The organism is Pokkaliibacter plantistimulans, from assembly GCF_003194385.1.
GTDB classification, from domain to species: domain Bacteria; phylum Pseudomonadota; class Gammaproteobacteria; order Pseudomonadales; family Balneatricaceae; genus Pokkaliibacter; species Pokkaliibacter plantistimulans.
The window spans coordinates 1-17428 of sequence record NZ_LAPT01000008.1 but is presented as its reverse complement, the minus strand read 5'-3'; the positions used below and the strand labels follow the sequence as shown (position 1 = coordinate 17428).

Below are 17428 nucleotides of genomic sequence, written 5' to 3'. Positions count from 1 at the left end.
TTGAGATGCGCCGTTGAACTACCGCCATATCTATCATGCAGGCAATTTTGCGGACGTATGGAAACATGCGGTGCTGGTTGCCCTGTTTGATGCCCTCAAGCAAAAAGCCAAACCGTTCTGCTATCTGGACACCCACGCCGGTATTGGCCGTTACGACCTGCAGGCCGAAGAGGCACGCAAAACCGCCGAAGCCGACAAGGGTATCGCCAGCCTGTGGCAGGCTACGGATCTGCCCGAGCTGCTGCAGCAATACCGTCAGCTGATTGCGGACGACAACGTAGGCGACAGCCTGCGCTACTATCCCGGCTCACCCTGGCTGGCCAACCTGCTGCGACGGGAAGATGACTCACTGATCTGTAATGAACTGCACCCTGTTGATGTCGAAACCCTGCGCGACCTGTTCCACCGTCAGCGTAAGGTCAGCATCCGCAATGAAGATGCCTACCAGAGCCTGACTGCCTGCCTGCCACCCAAGGAAAAGCGCGGGCTGGTGCTGATCGACCCGCCTTTCGAGAAGGTCGATGAGTTCCGCCAGCTGCTGGATGGCCTGAAGAATGCCTATCAGCGCTGGCCCACCGGCATCTACACCCTGTGGTATCCGATCAAGAGCCGTGTCGAGGTACAGCAGTTCTACCGCCGTCTGGAGCTGAGCGGCATCCGTCGCATCCTGCGTGCCGAGCTCAATATGAAGCGCCCCACCGATGGCGAATTTACCGGCTCGGGTCTGGTGATGATCAACCCGCCATGGCAGATTGAACAGCGTATTCAGCCCGCCGGTGACTGGCTCGCCCGCCATCTGGGCGGCGCAGAAGCCAATTGCACCATCGACTGGCTGGTGCCGGAGTAACTGCCGCCTGCTATTCGCGCACAAACAACAACGGAGCCCACGGGCTCCGTTGTTGTTGCTATCATCAGTGATTCGGCAACGCCACCGTCATCACCTTTCCGGGCTGAGGGTCGTGGATCAGCAGTACTTCGTAATCGGCATAGTTCCCCTCTTTAGCTTCATCGCTCATCCAGACAATCCAGTCATCAACGCCATCACCATCTGCATCCGCCAACGCCATCAGCTGCAAACTGAAATTCAGTTCATCCGTGCTATAGCTCACCACCTCATTGCTCAACTGCAACGCGGGGTTGTCCAGCTGGCTCAGGGTATAGCGATCATCTTCCAGCCTCTGTGCAAGTGATGAAGGAAAACTGCGCAGATCCAGAGACTCTGCCAAAGCCTTGCCATAATCCTGCCCCGCGACTGGCAGGCTGACCTTCGCGTGTTGCAGCAAGACCAGGGTATCGCAGGTCAGGTAGTTAGCAGACTGCCTGATGTTGTTGACGTCTTCAGCCAGTACCGATGTACGTTTGGCCTGCAGATACTGCTCACAATTGGAAGCCGTTGCACCGGAAGCGAAACGCACCGGAGGTCGTGTGACACTGGCAAGATTAGGCGAAAACCGACGATCCGTCTGCTCGGACCAGGTCACTGTGGGCACCATTACCAGCGACAAGAACAAAACAAGCACAGCATGACTTCCATCCATGGAAAGCAACCCTGATTAGTTGAAAAGATAACCGGTTAATGACTCACCCTCTGGTGCGGTTCGATCCTCACCGCCACCCTGCACCAGAGCGCAGGTAGGGTGCGATGAGCACCGCGAATCGCACCGGTGTCAGCCTTACTGACACTAGCCCCTGCTAACTACCAGCCTTCTGACACCAGTACGCTTCGGTGTTATAGGGAAAGGCCAGCTCCTGCTGGTCACGCAGCTGGGGATAACGGGAAATCAGCGTTCGCAGCGCTGCTTCCACCTTGTCCTGTTCTGCCTGAGGGAGGGCGGCGATAAAGCTGACCGACAGGCTGCGGGCGATAATCACCTCCTCACTGCTGCCGATATGGGCATGGGGCCACAGTTGCTGCTGCAGCGGCGTGAACGTCTGCTGAAACAGGGCCGACTGCAGTGGCTGGCGCCAGTCGCCTTTGTAGAAGCGGGGGGCATCGCCTTCGTACGGCGTGATGATCTCGGTGATAGCCGCTACCCAGTCCACCCGCTCATCACGGACATTCCAGATCAGCGCAAAACGACCACCGGGTTTGAGGACTCTGGCCACTTCCGCCAGAGTCGCCTCAGTGGCAAACCAGTGAAAGGACTGGGCACAGACCAGCACATCGACACTGGCATCGGGCAAGGGGATGGCCGCGGCATTGCCTTCCAGCGCCTGCACCTGCGGCAGGGCCTGTTGTAGCTCGGCGCGCATGGCAGCCACCGGCTCCACCGCGATCACCTCTGCCCCGGTGGCGACCAGCCGTCGGGTAAACTTGCCGGTGCCTGCGCCAAGATCCACTACCGTGGCGGATGGCCCCAGCCCCAGGGTAGCGGTCAGCCAGCTGTCGACTTCTGCGGGATACTCCGGGCGACCGCGGCGATAGGTCGCCGAGGCCTGACTGTAACCACTCTGTGCCGCATCATGTACTGAGCTCACTCTCCATCCCTCCCACGATTGATCAGTTCAGCAGCCAGCATAGTCAGCCATTACCCAGACTCCAGCCCACCGGGATATTTCCCCGGTGTCTGCATAGATATTGCGTTTTGTGCGGCTGGCTCAGGCACGCTCGACGATGGGATAGGCCGTCGCGACCAGATGTGAACTGATGCGCTGCAGATCACGCAGGATGTCCATGTGAATACGGGAAGAGCCCAGACTGGCAGGAACCCGGCTGCGCAAGCGTGCCGCATGGCGTTCGCGGCAGTTGAAGATGCGACTGCGGTATTGCCGCTTGGCATCGATCAGCTCCTTCGCCAGCGCCGGATTCTGGCTGAGGAATACTGCCTGCGACAGGCGGAAAATCTCGAACAGATCCTCAAACAGGCTGTCCAGTTCCTCCTGCCCGGTCGGTGAAAACTCCACATTGGCTTTGTGCTTCTGCCGTGCCAGCACCATCAGGCTGGCATCAATGATGTCGCCGACATGCTCCAGATTGGTGACGAAGTTGAAGGTATCCTGCCAGCGCTGTTGCTCTTCGTCAGAACGTTCGCTGTCATCAATCGCGGCCAGATAATAGGTCGCCTCGCGGTGAATGTGGTCGATGTCGTCATCCAGACTCTTGATCTGGGCAATCACCGTCTGGTCGGCGAAGGCGCGGGGCGTACTTTCCAGCATGCGATAAGCGATATCGGCAATGCGCAGCGCCTCATTGGCCACATTAGCCATCGCCCGCGCCGGATTACGGATATCCTCCCGCGACAGATACATAGGCTGGGCCTCATCCAGCGCCACCGGCTGCTGGGCAGGCACCAGACGCACCAGCAAGGGCAACAGTCTGGGCAACAGGCCAAGCAACAGCAGACCGCTGAGCATATTGATCAGTACGTGAAACAGCACAGGAGAGGTCAGCCCCCAGCCAGTCAGCCAGTGGCTGGGCAGGCTGTTGACGCCATAAAGCAGGAAGCCGATCAGCACCGCACACAGGCGGATGGCCAGATTGCCCCAGATCACCACCCGCCCCTGTGGCCCCATGGCCCAGCCAGCAGACAGCGCGGGCAAGGCACCACCGAGATTGGCGCCCAGTACCATGATCATGGCCATTTCCGGCGGAATGGCACCGTCCATGGTCAGGTGGGCGGTAATCAGGATCACCGCCAAACTGGAATGCACGACCCAGGTAAACAATGCCATCAGGAACAGCGTCAGTGCCGTGTCATGAGCCAGGATGGCGGTCAGATATTCCATGCCGTCGCCGCTGCGCATAACTGCCGTAGTCTGGGCAATCAGCTTTAGCGCCAGCAACAACAGGCCAAGGCCAAGGCCGATGCGGCCCCAGTATTTGGTCAGCCGGGCAGTGGCATTGTTGAAGGCCAGATAGCCCGCCAGCAGCAACAGCGGTGACAGTAACGACAGATTCAGACTGAGCAGCAACGCCACCAGACTGGAGCCGATCTCCGCACCGATAGACAGCGCCAGTGCCGGCATCAGCCCCAGCGCTCCGGTTGCAACAAAACCGGTGGCCAGCAGCACCACTGCCGTCGAAGACTGCAACGCCCCGGCAGCCCCGACGCCCAGCAAGGCGGCCATCGGGCGGCGGCGCGTCAGCACCCGCACGGCGGTTTCCAGACGCCGGCCATAGGCACGCTCGAAGCCCGTTCGCACCATGCGAATTCCCCACAACAACAGGGCAATAGCACCAGCAAGGTGGATAAGTTCGTTCATGAGGGGACCTCGGCAGAATCTGGCTCAATAACGTCGGAATAACAGCAACCCGCCAACCAATACTGTTATGTCACAAAGCTGTCACATTAACGAAGCGTTCATTATTTGAATGTCGTAAAAAGAACATTTTAGTGCGTTTTTGACTTCACAAAGGCGCGAACGAAGAAATTTATCCAAAAATAGAACGCGTTAGAAAGGATTAGCTATAACAAGCGAAGATTTCAAGCGCAGAACCACCCGGTCCGGCACACTTTTTTGCACACTGAACGTACCTTACAGGACGCTGACACCTGTGCGTCTATCGAACGTCTGCAGTGACTGTTAAACCCAAGCAATTTCTGTGCAAAACAGCACTCGCTCCCAGCATAGGTATCCGTTATTACGCTGCAGATAGGTCACCACCCCACGGATGAGAAAACCGTTGTCACCAGAACGCACAATGCCACCCGAAGGTGGCATTGCTGTCGCAGATATAGGCTGTGGCCAGTGGCCTCACCCTGTGCCGGGTGACATCAGCGGATCGGCTTACTGCTTGGCCGCTGCAATCGCTGCATTCAGACCATCCAGTGTGTCCTGACCTAGCACGCTGGCCTGGGTCTGGATCACCGCAGCGGCTTTCTCGCGCATCTTGGCCAGTTCTTCAGGAGCCACTTCGTTGATCTCCATGCCGTGCTCTTTCAGGAACGCCATGGCCTTGACGGACTGCTCACGGCTATCTTTACGCTCGAAGTCACGTGAGTCCCTGGCCGCCTGCATCACGATAGCTTTTTCGTCATCGTTCAGCTTGTCCCAGAAGCTTTTCGACATCAGCACGATCCAGGGGCTGTAAACGTGCTGGGTCAGACTCAGGTACTTCTGCACTTCATAGAACTTGGACGACTCGATGGTGGTCACAGGGTTTTCCTGACCATCAACCGCTTTGGTTTCCAGTGCGGTGAACAGCTCAGAGAAGGACATGGGAACAGCGTTGGCGCCCATGCTCTTGAACAGATCCAGATACATGGGGTTCTGCATCACACGCAGTTTCACGCCATCCATATCGCTCATCTTCTCGATGGGGCGCTTGGAGTTGGTCATGTTGCGGAAACCATTCTCCCAGTACACCAGACCGACCAGACCCTGATCCTGCAGGTTGTCCAGCAATTTCTGGCCGTAGGGGCCATCCAGCACCTTGTCAGCCTGCTCGGCACTGTCAAACAAGAAAGGCAGATCCCATACGCCCATGCGCTTGTCGATCCCCACCAGCGTGGAGGTAGAGCCGACCATCATTTCCTGTGCGCCGCCGATCAGGGCGTTCTGCATCTGGATATCGCTACCCAGCGAAGCACCACCGAAGGCCTTGACCTTGAACTTGCCGCCCGACAGCTCGCTCATGCGCTGCACGAAGTAGTCAGCCGCACGACCCTGCTTGCTGTCCTGGTTCAGGCCGTAACCGAAGCGGATCAGGCGGGTGCTGATGTCAGCCGCGCTGGCGCTGACCGCAGATACGCCCAGAGCAAGGCCCAGAGCGGCGGCGGTGAGGGTTTTCAGCATCGTTTTTTTCATGGCTTTTGTTCTCTTTGTTGTGGTTATCCATACAACCTGATCACGCAACCGCAAGCAGGTTCTGACAGCCTGTGACGGTCGGGTGTGGCCGTAGCCACCCCGGTGTTATGGTTTGACGTTTACAAAAAGCTGGCCGGCACAGTGACAATGCCCGGGAACAGTACGAGCAGCACAATGATGGCCAGATAGACGAGCAGGAAAGGCATGACACCCTTCACGATGACTTCCATGGGCTGACGGGCCACACCGGAAACCACGCTCAATACCGTACCGATAGGCGGCGTGATCAGACCGACGCAACCTACCATCACAAACATGACGCCGAAGTAAATCGGATCGATCCCGGCCTTGATCACCAGCGGCATCAGTACCGGCCCCAGAATCAGGATGGTCGGGGTCAGATCCATCACCATGCCGATCAGCACCATGGCCAGCACAATGGTTGCCATCAGCAGGCGCGGGCTGTCCATCACCGGTGCCAGCAGGTCAACCAGCTCGGACGGCAGGTCAGCCAGCGTCACCATATAAGAAGACACGATGGCAGCGGCGCAGAGGAACATCACCACGCTGGTGGTGCTGGCAGCACGTACAAACAGCGGCACCAGATCCTTGATACTCAGTTCGCGGTAAATCACCACGCTGACAAACAGGGCATAGGCCGCAGCCACAACGGCTGCTTCAGTCGGGGTAAAGATCCCACCGCGCAGACCACCGATAATGATCACCGGCATCAGCAGGGCCAGAATGCCGTCTTTGGCCGTGGCCATACGCTGTTTCATGCTCTGCCGTGGCTGTGGCTGCACGTCGATGGTCTTCATGCTCCAGCGCCAGGCCAGTACCAGACCCAGCCCCATGATGATGCCGGGCACGATACCGGCCATGAACAGATCACTGATCGACTGGTTGGTGGTCACCCCAAAAATAATGAAGGGCATGCTGGGCGGAATGATCGGCGCGATGATACCGCCTGAGGCAATCAGACCGGCTGAGCGCCCTACCGGATAACCGTTGTCACGCATCATCGGCAGCAGCAGCGTAGCCAGTGCCGCCGTATCGGCGATGGCAGAGCCGGACAGGCTGGCCAGAATCACCGACGCAATAATGGCGACAAACCCCAGTCCACCACGACGATGGCCGACACAGCTGATGGCCAGATCGATAATGCGGCGGGAAATACCACCGGCATTCATCACCTCACCGGCCAGTACAAAGAAAGGCACCGCCATCAGCGGGAAGCTGTCAGCACCACTGACCAGGTTTTGCGCCACCAGCTGGGCATCGAAGAAATCCAGGTGCCACATCAGCACCACGCCGGTCATGATCAGGGCAAAGGCAATGGGCATCCCCAGAGCCATGAAGCCCATCAGGGCGACAAGGAACAGACCCAGAGTCATTAATGCGTCTCCTCGTCAGCATGGAAGGGGTGGCTTTCACCGGGAATATAGGCCTTTCTACTACCGGTCAGGGCGCGCATCAGATTGGCGAAGATATACAGCGCCATGCCCAGCGCAGCGACCAGCCCTGCACCGGCCATCAGTGCCAGCGGATACTTCATCACGGTAGAGGTAATGCGCCAGCCGATCTGGTACTGATGCCAGCTCCCCTGCCAGAACAGCCACAGGGCATAGAGCATCAGCCCGTGGCTGACGATCATGCATAGCTTGCGCAGCGGTGCAGGCAGTGCCCGCTGGGCCAGATCAAAACCAATATGGATATGGCGCCCGGTGGCCAGCACCGCGCCGAGGAAAATCAGCCAGACGAACAGCAGACGGGAAAGCTCTTCCGACGCTGCAATGCCGGAACCAAACACATAACGCAGGATCACGTTGCCGAAAACCGCGACGAACATCACTGCCAGCGCGGCAGCCATCAGATACTCGATCAGCTTTTCAACACGGTTGATGAGGGCTGTCATCTTATCTTTATCCTCATTCATTCACTCATTCGGCCGCAGCGGCGCTTGCCGGAGCAGGCGCCAGGACAACAAGTGACTCAGAGACTGAGTTTTGCCATGGCATCACTCACCAGGTCATCCGGGCTCTGGCGCACGTCACAGACGGCCACACCCGGCTCCTCCAATGGCTCTTCCAGTGTGCCAAACTGACTGTCGAGCAGAGACGTCGGCATGAAATGCCCCTGCCGCGCAGCCATCCGTTGCTTGATAGTGCTGTAGCTACCCTGCAGATAGACAAACTGCAGGGATGCACATCCCGACCGTAACTGGTCGCGATAAATACCTTTCAGAGACGAACATGACAGCACCAGCCCCGTCCCCTGACTATCAGCCGCCGCCAGCTTGTCAGCCAGCAATGCCAGCCAGTCACGGCGGTCTTCATCTGTCAGGGGAATCCCCTGGCTCATCTTGTCGACGTTGCACTGGGGGTGATAGGCATCCCCTTCGACGAAAGACAAACCCAGGCGGTCAGCCAGCCGTTGCCCAATCAGGCTTTTGCCGCATCCAGACACGCCCATCACGACAATCACAGGGTGCTTCATGTTAGCGCTAACATCCTTCTTGCTAAAAAATCGGCAAGGGTTTAGATTGCCGTGCGACTGGGAAGCCAGTGTCATCAAAGCCACGAACCACGCGGCTCAGCCTGTGCTGAGGAGCGTTTATCAAGGGCGCTTCCCGGGGTTTCCACCTTAGTTGTTTTTGGTTGGATAGGCGCCAATGTTAGCGGTAACATGGCGACTGTCAAGCCTACTTTTTGTGCGATACAGCTACGAGGCGCCCTCTTCGCACAATAATGATGCAGCTGCGACGGCCTGCGAATGAAGGATTTGCATTTCCCCGGCACGTTGCTGCACGCCGGGGTAAGATGTCGCCTGACACAGCTCGTGATATTCAGGCCCGGCAGAGGACAACGCCCCGGGTGTTTTAATAACGGCACTGCAACAAGAAAAATTATCATCTGCGCAGCTCGCCAATCATGACTACCCTGCCGTCTGATCACCCCGCCTGATCAGACCTGCCAGCACGGCAGCCGCCGGGTAAGCCAGCAAGGACCGGACAATAACCATGAAAACACCGGCAAGAGCCAAGCGCAGTGCGGTTGGCAAAGTCACCCTCAATGATGTGGCCGAACGCGTAGGCGTCAGTGCCATTACCATCTCCCGCGCCCTGCGCACACCGGAAAAGGTCTCGGAAGTTCTGCGCCAGCGTATCGATGAAGCGGTGCAGGAGCTGGGCTATCGCCCGAACTACGCCGCCCGCGCCCTGGCGTCGGCACGCTCGCACACGGTGGTGGTACTGGTGCCGTCGCTGTCCAACGAGGTCTTTGTTGACACTCTCAGCGGCATCTACGAGACCCTGCACCCACGCGGCTATCAGGTACTGATCGGCAACTCGCGCTACTCAAAGGAAGAGGAAGAGCGCCTGCTGTCGGCCTACCTGACCCACAACCCTGACGGCATTCTGGTCACCGGCTTTGAACATACCGCTGAAGTCGAGCGCCTGCTGGCCAACGCCGGCTGCCCGGTGGTGTACATGATGGAAATGGATGAACAGGGCCAGCGCCCCTGCGTCGGTTTCTCCCAGTACGAATGCGGGCTGGCGATGACCAACTACCTGCTGCAGCGCGGCTATCAGCGCATTGGTTTTATGGCAGTGCAGGGTGACTCGCGCGTACTGAAACGCTGGCAGGGTTATCAGGACAGTCTCAAGCAGGCTGACCGCTACGACCCTCGCCGCGAATATTATGTCCCGGATTCTTCCAGTGTGGGCCTCGGCGCCGAACTGCTGGCACAGATGCTGGAACAGGCGCCCGATCTGGATGCCGTGTTCTGCTGTAACGATGACCTGGCGCAGGGCGCCCTGTTTTACTGTCAGCGCCACGGCATCCGGGTGCCTGAACAGCTGGCCATTGTCGGCTTCAACGATCTGGCCGCCTCCGCCTGGACGGTGCCATCGCTGACCAGCATCGCCACCCCGCGTTATGCCATCGGCAAACGCGCTGCCGAGCTGTTCCTGCAGCTGGCCGAAGGGCAAACACCCGAGCAGACCGCCTTTGACCTCGGCTTTGAACTGGTCGCCAGAGAAAGTGCCTGAGCGGCCATAAGCCGCTGCTCACCTGTCTCGCTTTCCCGAATACAGCCCCCATCATCGCCACCAGCTTGCAGCGCCACTTCACCGGGACAGCCGCGGGCTGTTTCGGTTGCAGGCGCTGCCTCTGCAGCCGTTTTTCATATCTCAACGACTCTTTTTACCTGCCAACTTCGGCTTATAAAAAATTCTTAACAGGAAAAATAAATTCCTAAAAAGGCTGGACGCTTGCCGCCTTCTTCGCTTATAAAATCCCTCACCAGGAAAACAATATTCCTGATATTAAAAATTCTTCATATCTGAAGAGTGCTTTTACCAGTGTTAGACATCACCCCATAACCCCGCCCTGCGCCAGCTGCCCACTGACCCGAGGACTCGTTATGCAACACGCACAGAATCAATACGTTATAAAAATCAGCTGCCCGGCTACGTCCGGTATTGTCGCCGCCGTGGCGTCTTACCTGGCCGACCAGGGTTGCTATATCAGTGAGATGGCGCAGTACGATGACGAGGGTAACGGTCGCTTCTTCATGCGGGCAGTGTTTCGCTTCAACAGCGATGCCAGCGCCGATCTGGCCAGCGTCGAGCAGGGCTTTGAGGATGTGGCAGCCCGCTTTGCAATGGACTGGCAGCTGTTCAGCACCGCCAAACCCATGAAGGTGCTGATCATGGTCAGCAAGTACGACCACTGTCTGGCCGATCTGCTCTACCGCTTCCACAAGGGTGAGATGGACATGGAAATCGTCGCCGTGGTCTCCAACCATCTTGACCTGCGGCCCATGGCCGAGCGCGAGGGCATCCGCTTTATCTACCTGCCCGTCACTAAAGACAGCAAGGCCCGTCAGGAAGCAGAACTGCTGCGCCTGATCGATGAAACCGGCGCCGAGCTGATCGTACTGGCGCGCTATATGCAGATTCTGTCCGACGATCTGTGCAAGCAGCTGGAAGGACGCGCCATCAACATTCACCACTCTTTCCTGCCCGGTTTCAAAGGGGCCAAGCCTTACCATCAGGCGTTCGAGCGCGGCGTAAAACTGATCGGCGCCACCGCGCACTATGTCACCTCCGATCTGGACGAAGGCCCCATCATCGAGCAGGAAGTACAGCGCGTTGACCACTCCTACCAGCCGGATGATCTGGTCGCTGTCGGCCGCGATACCGAAACCGTGGCGCTGTCGAAGGCGGTCAAATACCACCTCGAACACCGCGTCTTCCTCAATCAGGACAAAACGGTGATCTTCCGATGAGCGGGCTCAGCCAAACGCTGCCCGGCGCCCGGCTGATCGACGGCAAGGCCGCGGCGGCACAGGTGCTGGCAGAAGTACGTGCCGATGTGCTCGCCCTGCAGGCACAGCAGCTGACGCCTGGTCTGGCGGTGGTGCTGGTCGGCGAAGATCCGGCCAGCCATGTCTATGTGCGCAACAAGGTGCTGCGCGCCAACGAAGTCGGCATCAACTCCTTTGAGTACCGCCTGCTGGCGGACAGTAGTGAGCAGGAGGTGCTGGATCTGGTGCAGCAGCTCAATCAGGAAGCGCAGGTCAACGGCATTCTGGTACAGCTGCCCCTGCCTGCGCATATCGACGAAAACAAAGTGCTGCAGGCCATCGACCCGCGCAAGGATGTCGATGGTTTTCACAGCGAGAACGTCGGTGGTCTGAGTCAGGGCCGTGAGGTGCTGGCGCCCTGCACCCCTGCGGGCTGCATGCGCCTGCTGCACGACCATTGCGGCGACCTGTCCGGCAAGCACGCGGTGGTAGTCGGTCGCTCCAATATTGTCGGCAAACCCATGGCCGCCCTGCTGCTGCAGGCCCACTGCAGCGTCACCGTACTGCATTCCCGCAGCGTCAATGCCGCCGCCCTGTGCCGTCAGGCCGATATTGTCGTCGCGGCAGTCGGCCGCCCGCGCATGATCGGTGCCGACTGGCTCAAACCCGGCGCAGTGGTGATTGATGTCGGTATCAACCGCATTGAAGAAGATGGCCGCTCACGGCTGGTCGGTGATGTCGATTTCGACAGCGCCGTGCAGGTTGCCGCTGCCATCACCCCCGTCCCCGGCGGCGTCGGGCCGATGACCATTGCCATGCTGATGCGCAATACCGTCACCGCCACCCTGCTGCAACAGGGGCTGGCGCCTGATCATTTATCCCGTCATTCGCTTTCACCCGCACCAACAGCCGGACAGACCGGCGCGTGAGGATGCCAAGATGCCTTTTAGTCTCCTGAAATACGGCCTGTCCTCGGAGTATCCGGCAGAAGTGGATCTGCCGGCACCGAAGGAACTCAAGCCCAGTTACGATGTGGTCATCATCGGCGGGGGCGGCCATGCGCTGGCGACCGCCTATTACCTGTCGAAGTACCACGGGGTGACCAACATCGCGGTGCTGGAAAAGGCCTATCTCGGGGGCGGCAACACTGCACGCAACACCGCCGTTATCCGCTCCAACTATCTGACCTCGGAAGGGGTGCGCTTCTACGCCGAGTCGGTAAAGCTGTTCCGTGATCTGTCCAACGAGTTCGACTTCAACATCATGTATTCCGAGCGTGGTCAGCTCACGCTGGCCCATACCGATGCCACGGTGCGGGCCTTTCGCCAGCGGGCCGAGGTCAACAAGCACTTCGGTGGCCGTACCGAGATGATCGACCGCCAGCAGATCAGGGAGCTGGTGCCGACTCTCAATCTCGACCCCGGCCATTTGCCGGTGCTGGCCGGGCTGTGGCATATCGACGGTGCGACCGCCCGTCACGATGCCGTGGCCTGGGGCTATGCCAAGCAGGCGGCCAAACGCGGCGTGGAAATCCATCAGCTGACCGAAGTGCAGGATTTCGTGGTGGAGAACAACCACGTCACCGCCATCAGGACCAACCGCGGCACCGTCCGCTGTGGCTGTGCGGTGCAGGCAGTGGCAGGCTCCAGTTCGCTGCTGCTGAACAAACTGGGGATTCGCGCGCCCATTCATACCTACCCGCTGCAGGCCATGGTGACCCAGCCGTTCAAACCCTTCCTTGATCCGCTGGTCAGCTCCTCGGCCCTGCATTGCTACGTGCAGCAGACCAGCCGCGGTGAAATCGTCATCGGTGGCGGCTCTGACCCCTACCCGCTGTACAACACCCGCTCCACCCTTGATCTGAAGGAAAGCCTGCTGGCCCATGCCATCGAAATGTTCCCCTTCATGGCCAATGCCAAACTGATGCGGCAATGGGCCGGTATCACCGACATGACCCCGGACTACAGCCCGATCATGGGTCTGTCACCGCTGGACAATTACTACCTCGACGCAGGCTGGGGCACCTGGGGCTTCAAGGCCACGCCCATCTGCGGCAAAACCATGGCCGAGCTGATCGCCAGTGGCGGCAAGGTGCCGGAGCTGATTGCGCCCTTCAGTCTGGCGCGCTTCTCCACCTTCCAGCAGGTCAATGAAATGGGCGCGACAGCCGCCAGCCACTGACAACCGGCTCTCGATCCAAGGGGAACGAACGTGAAAATCATGCACTGCCCTCTGAACGGGCCACGCAACATCAGCGAATTTACCTACGGCGGCGAATACAAACCCATGCCCGATCCGCGCCAATGCAGCGACAGCGAATGGGCCGACTATGTGTTCAACAGCGACAACCGTGCCGGGCTGGTCACTGAATGGTGGATGCACAATGCCTCCAGCTACTGGTTTCTGGCTGAGCGCCATACCGTCACTGACGAGATCATCCGCACCTTTGATCCCAAGGAAATCTTTACCCAGCGCATCGACTTCGGCGCCGATGGCAGCAAGGAGACCACAGCATGAGCAGTACCCGCCTGCCAGCGCCCATGGGCATTCTGATTGACCGCAACCGCCCGCTCAGCTTCCGTTTTGACGGCAAGACCTATCAGGGTTTTGCCGGTGACAGCATTGCCAGTGCCCTGCTGGCCAGTGACCGCTGGCTGCTGTCACGCTCGTTCAAATATCACCGCCCGCGTGCGGCCCTGACCATGGCCGGGCAGGATGCCAATACTCTGGTGCAGCTGCCTGATGAGCCCAACGTGCTGGCTGATCTGCAGGAGCTGCAGGCCGACATGCAGGTCAGCGGTCAGAACTATGCCGGCTCCCTTGATAAGGATCGCGACGCGCTGCTCGGCAAGTTCTCGAAGTTTATGCCGGTGGGCTTCTACTACCGCTCGTTCTACAAACCCAAAGGTGCGTGGAAGCTGTGGGAACCGCTGATCCGCAAGAAAGCCGGCCTCGGCGTGCTCGATTTGGGCTTCAAGCCCGGTTACTACGACAAGGCTTACCTGTTTGCTGACGTGGTCGTGATCGGTGCCGGACCCGCCGGCTTGCAGGCAGCACTGACCGCCGCCAACAACGGCGCCCGCGTCATGCTGGTGGAGCAGGAGCGCCTGCTCGGTGGCAGCCTCAACTGGGCCCGTTTTGATATCGCCGGTGAGCGTGCAGCCAGCCTGCGCAGTGCGCTGGTGGAAGCGGTGGAACAGCACCCGGATATTCAGGTACTGACCGAAGCCACCTGCAACGCCTGGTTCACCGACAACTACCTGCCGGTCATTCAGGGCAAGCGCATGTACAAGGTGCGCGCCAGAGAATGCATCGTCGCCGCTGGCACCTTCGACCAGCCGGTGATCTTCCGCAATAACGACCTGCCCGGCGTGGTGTTGACCAGTGCCGCCCAGCGCATGATGAAACTCTATGGCGTCAAACCCGGACAACAGGCCGTGGTGCTGACCGGTAACGATGACGGCTATCTGGCCGCCCTCGACCTGCACCAGCAGGGCGTCAGGGTGATGGCCGTGGTCGATATGCGCAGCGAAGCCGACGCAGCGCAGGACAGTGGCTTTGCCGCCCTCGCCGCCGCCCTGCAGCAGCGTCAGATTCCCCTGCATCAGGGCAGCACCGTCTATGAGGCCATTGCCGGTAAGGATCAGGGTCGTGTTGTCGCAGCCGATATTCGCCGCATCAGTGGCAAGGGTCAGGTGACAGGCAGCGGCCAGCGCATCGCCTGTGACCTGCTGTGCATGTCGGCCGGTTATATGCCGGTCTATCAGCTGCTCTGTCAGGCCGGCGGCAAGCTCAGCTATGACGATGCTCAGGCCGTCTTCACCATCAGTGGCCTGCCCGCACATCTGCATATCAGTGGCTCGGTCAAAGGCTACCAGCAGCTCGACAAGGTACTGGAGGACAGCCAGCAGGTCGCCCATGCCTGCTGTGCCGCCCTGCGTCTGGTCGCGCCGACCGAACAGCAGCCCCCCGCCAGCGAAAGCGGTTACAACTTCCCCTGGCCGATCTTCCCGCACCCGGATGGCAAGGATTTTGTCGACTTCGATGAAGACCTGCAGGTGCGCGATATCGTCAATGCCACCCGCCACGGCTATCGCGACGTGCAGCTGGTCAAACGTTTCTCCACCGTCGGCATGGGCCCGTCGCAGGGGCGCCACTCGGCGCTCCCTACCGCCCGTCTGGTGGCCGCCTCGACCCAGCGCAGCGTCAGTGAAACCGGCGTCACCACGGCCCGTCCGCCCTTTGTCGCGGAGAAACTGGCGCACGTCGCCGGACGCGCCTTTGACCCGTACCGTCAAACCGCCATGCACCGTCTGCACCAGCAGGCCGGTGCCAGAATGATGCCCGCCGGGATCTGGCAACGCCCGGCGTACTATGCCCCGGCCTCCTCCACTGCGTCCCGCGATCAACTGATGCAGGAGGAAGCCCGCCATGTACGTGAAAAGGTCGGCCTGATTGATGTCTCCACCCTCGGTGGACTGGACGTGCGCGGCCCCGACGCGGCAGAACTGCTGGAGCGGCTGTATACCTTCAACTTTGCCAAACAGCCGGTAGGACGCTCGCGCTATGCGCTGATGACCAACGAGCAGGGCGTCGTCATTGATGACGGGGTATGCGCCCGTTTTGCCGACAACCACTTCTATGTCTCCGCCACCACCAGCGGCGTCGACCGTATTTATCAACAGATGCTGAAATGGAATGCCCAGTGGCGGCTGGATGTGGATATCACTAACGTCACCGCCGCGCTGGCCGCGGTCAATCTGGCTGGGCCCTATGCCCGCCGGGTGCTGAGCAAACTCTGTGACGATATCGACCTGAGCCCGGAAGGCTTCCCCTATCTGGCGGTACGCAGCGGCACAGTGGCCGGTGTGCCCGCACGCCTGCTGCGCGTCGGCTTTGTCGGCGAGCTGGGGTATGAGATTCACGTTCCGGCCCGTTACGGCGCCCACCTGTGGCAGGCGTTGATGGCCGCCGGTGCCGATGAAGGCATCCGCCCGTTCGGGGTGGAAACCCAGCGCCTGCTGCGTCTGGAAAAAGGCCACGTCATCATCAGTCAGGATACCGATGGCATGACCCATCCGGCAGAGATCGACATGGGCTGGGCCATCAGCCGCAAGAAACCGTTCTTTGTCGGCAAGCGCTCCATCGACATCCTCGAAGCCCAGCCGCTGAAACGCAAACTGGTCGGTTTCCGCCTGCCCAGTGGCAGCGCCAAACCGCTGGAAGGCCATCTGGTGCTGGAGGGCGACGACATCAGCGGCAATGTCACCTCCTGTGAATACTCCGCCACGGTGGATGCCATCATCGGTCTGGCCTATGCCTCGGTAAGACAGAGCGAGCCCGGCAGCCAGATCCCCATTCGTGTCGAAGGCGGTCAGACCGTGCAGGCCGAGGTGGTCAGCCTGCCGTTCTACGACCCCAGCAACCTGCGTCAGGAGCAATAAGCATGAGCCAGATGACCAGCGCTGCGGCGCTCGCCTCGTTCTCCTTCGCCAGCACGGTGATGGACGTCAGCCCGCTGGCGTACCGTTACCCGCAGGCACAACGGCAGGCCTTTGCCAGTACCGAAATCATTACCTGCTATAACGACCCGCAGCAGGAGCGCCAGCAGCTGGGCCAGTGCGCCCTGCTGGACCTGACCCCGCTGGCCCGGGTGGGCCTGCGTGGCCGTCAGGCGGCGGATTACCTGAATGCACGCCAGTATCAGCTGCCACAGGCGCCTAATCAGGCGCTGGGGCAGAGCGATGGCAGCGCCATTCTGCGGCTGTCGCAGACGGAGTACTTCCTGCTCGGCAGTCTCGGTGATCTGGGCCAGCGCATTCGCGCAGAAGAATCCGCCTGGAGCCTGTCCGATGAATCGGTGTACCTGTTGCCCCGTCAGGACAGCCACGCCTGGCTGCTGCTCACCGGCAACCATGTGGCCGAGGTGATGGCCAAACTCTGTGGCGTCGACCTGCGCGCCGAGGCTTTCCCACCCGGCAGCGTGGCGCAAACCTCAGCCGCCCGCATCAATGTCATCGTCGCCAATCTGGGCAGCGAGCCGCTGCCCTGCTTCCATCTGCTGTGTGACCGTGCCTCGCTGAACTATTTCTGGGATGCCGTGCTGGATGCCATGGAGGAGTTTGGCGGTATACCCGTCGGTATCGACGCCCTGCGCTAACAGGTTGTTGAAAATCTATCTGCGTTGCCGAATACCGTGTCAAAAACAGGCTCACAGCCAAAGGCTGAACGTGCTTTAGCACGGCCCCGAAGGGGCGAGCGGAGCGAGTCAAATGCTCATTTAGTTCACTAAACTCCGCTTTTTCGCCTGTTTCTTGTGCCCTCGGGGTATTTCCTTGTCTCGGCTGCCTCGATAACGTTTTTCAACAGCCTG

General features: G+C 59.7%; 15 protein-coding genes. 8 read left to right on the top strand and 7 right to left on the bottom strand.

Annotated features, from left to right (window positions below; genetic code table 11):
• Positions 1-13 precede the first annotated feature (13 nt).
• Positions 14-847 carry a 23S rRNA (adenine(2030)-N(6))-methyltransferase RlmJ gene (locus WH50_RS02620; RefSeq protein WP_110185897.1) on the top strand — a complete coding sequence of 278 codons (834 nt, stop codon included), beginning with the start codon at positions 14-16 and terminating at the stop codon, positions 845-847.
• A 64-nt stretch (positions 848-911) separates the two neighbouring features.
• On the opposite strand, the gene WH50_RS02615 is transcribed toward WH50_RS02620, so the two are convergent.
• The 7 genes from WH50_RS02615 to WH50_RS02585 all read right to left on the bottom strand — a co-directional run bounded on the left by WH50_RS02615 (position 912) and on the right by WH50_RS02585 (position 8244).
• Positions 912-1520, bottom strand: coding sequence for a hypothetical protein (locus WH50_RS02615; RefSeq protein WP_133251221.1), 609 nt, complete (start codon positions 1518-1520; stop codon positions 912-914).
• Positions 1521-1692: 172 nt separating this feature from the next.
• Positions 1693-2478, bottom strand: coding sequence for a class I SAM-dependent methyltransferase (locus WH50_RS02610; RefSeq protein WP_110185895.1), 786 nt, complete (start codon positions 2476-2478; stop codon positions 1693-1695).
• 120 nt (positions 2479-2598) lie between these two features.
• Positions 2599-4203 carry a Na/Pi cotransporter family protein gene (locus WH50_RS02605; protein ID WP_110185894.1) on the bottom strand — a complete coding sequence of 535 codons (1605 nt, stop codon included), beginning with the start codon at positions 4201-4203 and terminating at the stop codon, positions 2599-2601.
• A 525-nt stretch (positions 4204-4728) separates the two neighbouring features.
• Positions 4729-5748, bottom strand: a complete 1020-nt coding sequence (locus WH50_RS02600) for a TRAP transporter substrate-binding protein (RefSeq protein ID WP_110185893.1) — start codon at positions 5746-5748, stop codon at positions 4729-4731.
• 119 nt (positions 5749-5867) lie between these two features.
• Positions 5868-7142 carry a TRAP transporter large permease subunit gene (locus WH50_RS02595; protein ID WP_110185892.1) on the bottom strand — a complete coding sequence of 425 codons (1275 nt, stop codon included), beginning with the start codon at positions 7140-7142 and terminating at the stop codon, positions 5868-5870.
• The gene (locus WH50_RS02590; protein ID WP_110185891.1) at positions 7142-7663 is read right to left on the bottom strand and encodes a TRAP transporter small permease; all 522 of its coding nucleotides are present in this window, start codon (positions 7661-7663) and stop codon (positions 7142-7144) included. Before WH50_RS02590 ends, WH50_RS02595 begins: the two co-directional genes overlap by 1 nt.
• 77 nt (positions 7664-7740) lie before the next feature.
• Positions 7741-8244 (bottom strand): gluconokinase, encoded by a 504-nt coding sequence (locus WH50_RS02585; protein ID WP_110185890.1) that lies wholly within the window; start codon positions 8242-8244, stop codon positions 7741-7743.
• Between the two features lie 523 nt (positions 8245-8767).
• Here WH50_RS02585 and gntR point away from each other — a divergent pair.
• The 7 genes from gntR to WH50_RS02550 all read left to right on the top strand — a co-directional run bounded on the left by gntR (position 8768) and on the right by WH50_RS02550 (position 17215).
• Positions 8768-9796, top strand: a complete 1029-nt coding sequence (gene gntR / locus WH50_RS02580; protein WP_110185889.1) for an HTH-type transcriptional regulator GntR — start codon at positions 8768-8770, stop codon at positions 9794-9796.
• 374 nt (positions 9797-10170) lie between these two features.
• A complete protein-coding gene (purU, locus tag WH50_RS02575) occupies positions 10171-11037 on the top strand; it encodes a formyltetrahydrofolate deformylase (protein ID WP_110185888.1) in 867 nt (288 codons plus the stop codon).
• On the top strand, positions 11034-11984 hold the full coding sequence (folD, locus tag WH50_RS02570; RefSeq protein ID WP_110185887.1) for a bifunctional methylenetetrahydrofolate dehydrogenase/methenyltetrahydrofolate cyclohydrolase FolD: 951 nt from the start codon (positions 11034-11036) through the stop codon (positions 11982-11984). Before purU ends, folD begins: the two co-directional genes overlap by 4 nt.
• A gap of 10 nt (positions 11985-11994) precedes the next feature.
• Positions 11995-13236: an FAD-dependent oxidoreductase gene (locus WH50_RS02565; RefSeq protein WP_110185886.1), complete on the top strand. Its 1242-nt coding sequence runs from the start codon at positions 11995-11997 to the stop codon at positions 13234-13236.
• Between the two features lie 39 nt (positions 13237-13275).
• Positions 13276-13572, top strand: a complete 297-nt coding sequence (locus tag WH50_RS02560) for a sarcosine oxidase subunit delta (RefSeq protein ID WP_243409968.1) — start codon at positions 13276-13278, stop codon at positions 13570-13572.
• Positions 13569-16499: a 2Fe-2S iron-sulfur cluster-binding protein gene (locus WH50_RS02555; RefSeq protein ID WP_110185884.1), complete on the top strand. Its 2931-nt coding sequence runs from the start codon at positions 13569-13571 to the stop codon at positions 16497-16499. Before WH50_RS02560 ends, WH50_RS02555 begins: the two co-directional genes overlap by 4 nt.
• Positions 16500-16501: 2 nt before the next feature.
• Positions 16502-17215 carry a sarcosine oxidase subunit gamma gene (locus WH50_RS02550; protein WP_243409963.1) on the top strand — a complete coding sequence of 238 codons (714 nt, stop codon included), beginning with the start codon at positions 16502-16504 and terminating at the stop codon, positions 17213-17215.
• The last annotated feature ends 213 nt before the right edge of the window (positions 17216-17428 follow it).

Bases quoted from the DNA above. Each gene is read 5' to 3' on its own strand.
- WH50_RS02605 (WP_110185894.1), bottom strand. From the start codon at position 4,203: ATGAACGAACTTATCCACCTTGCTGGTGCTATTGCCCTGTTGTTGTGG.
- WH50_RS02600 (WP_110185893.1), bottom strand. From the start codon at position 5,748: ATGAAAAAAACGATGCTGAAAACCCTCACCGCCGCCGCTCTGGGCCTT.
- WH50_RS02595 (WP_110185892.1), bottom strand. From the start codon at position 7,142: ATGACTCTGGGTCTGTTCCTTGTCGCCCTGATGGGCTTCATGGCTCTG.
- WH50_RS02590 (WP_110185891.1), bottom strand. From the start codon at position 7,663: ATGACAGCCCTCATCAACCGTGTTGAAAAGCTGATCGAGTATCTGATG.
- WH50_RS02585 (WP_110185890.1), bottom strand. From the start codon at position 8,244: ATGAAGCACCCTGTGATTGTCGTGATGGGCGTGTCTGGATGCGGCAAA.
- gntR (WP_110185889.1), top strand. From the start codon at position 8,768: ATGAAAACACCGGCAAGAGCCAAGCGCAGTGCGGTTGGCAAAGTCACC.
- purU (WP_110185888.1), top strand. From the start codon at position 10,171: ATGCAACACGCACAGAATCAATACGTTATAAAAATCAGCTGCCCGGCT.
- folD (WP_110185887.1), top strand. From the start codon at position 11,034: ATGAGCGGGCTCAGCCAAACGCTGCCCGGCGCCCGGCTGATCGACGGC.
- WH50_RS02565 (WP_110185886.1), top strand. From the start codon at position 11,995: ATGCCTTTTAGTCTCCTGAAATACGGCCTGTCCTCGGAGTATCCGGCA.
- WH50_RS02560 (WP_243409968.1), top strand. From the start codon at position 13,276: ATGCACTGCCCTCTGAACGGGCCACGCAACATCAGCGAATTTACCTAC.
- WH50_RS02555 (WP_110185884.1), top strand. From the start codon at position 13,569: ATGAGCAGTACCCGCCTGCCAGCGCCCATGGGCATTCTGATTGACCGC.
- WH50_RS02550 (WP_243409963.1), top strand. From the start codon at position 16,502: ATGAGCCAGATGACCAGCGCTGCGGCGCTCGCCTCGTTCTCCTTCGCC.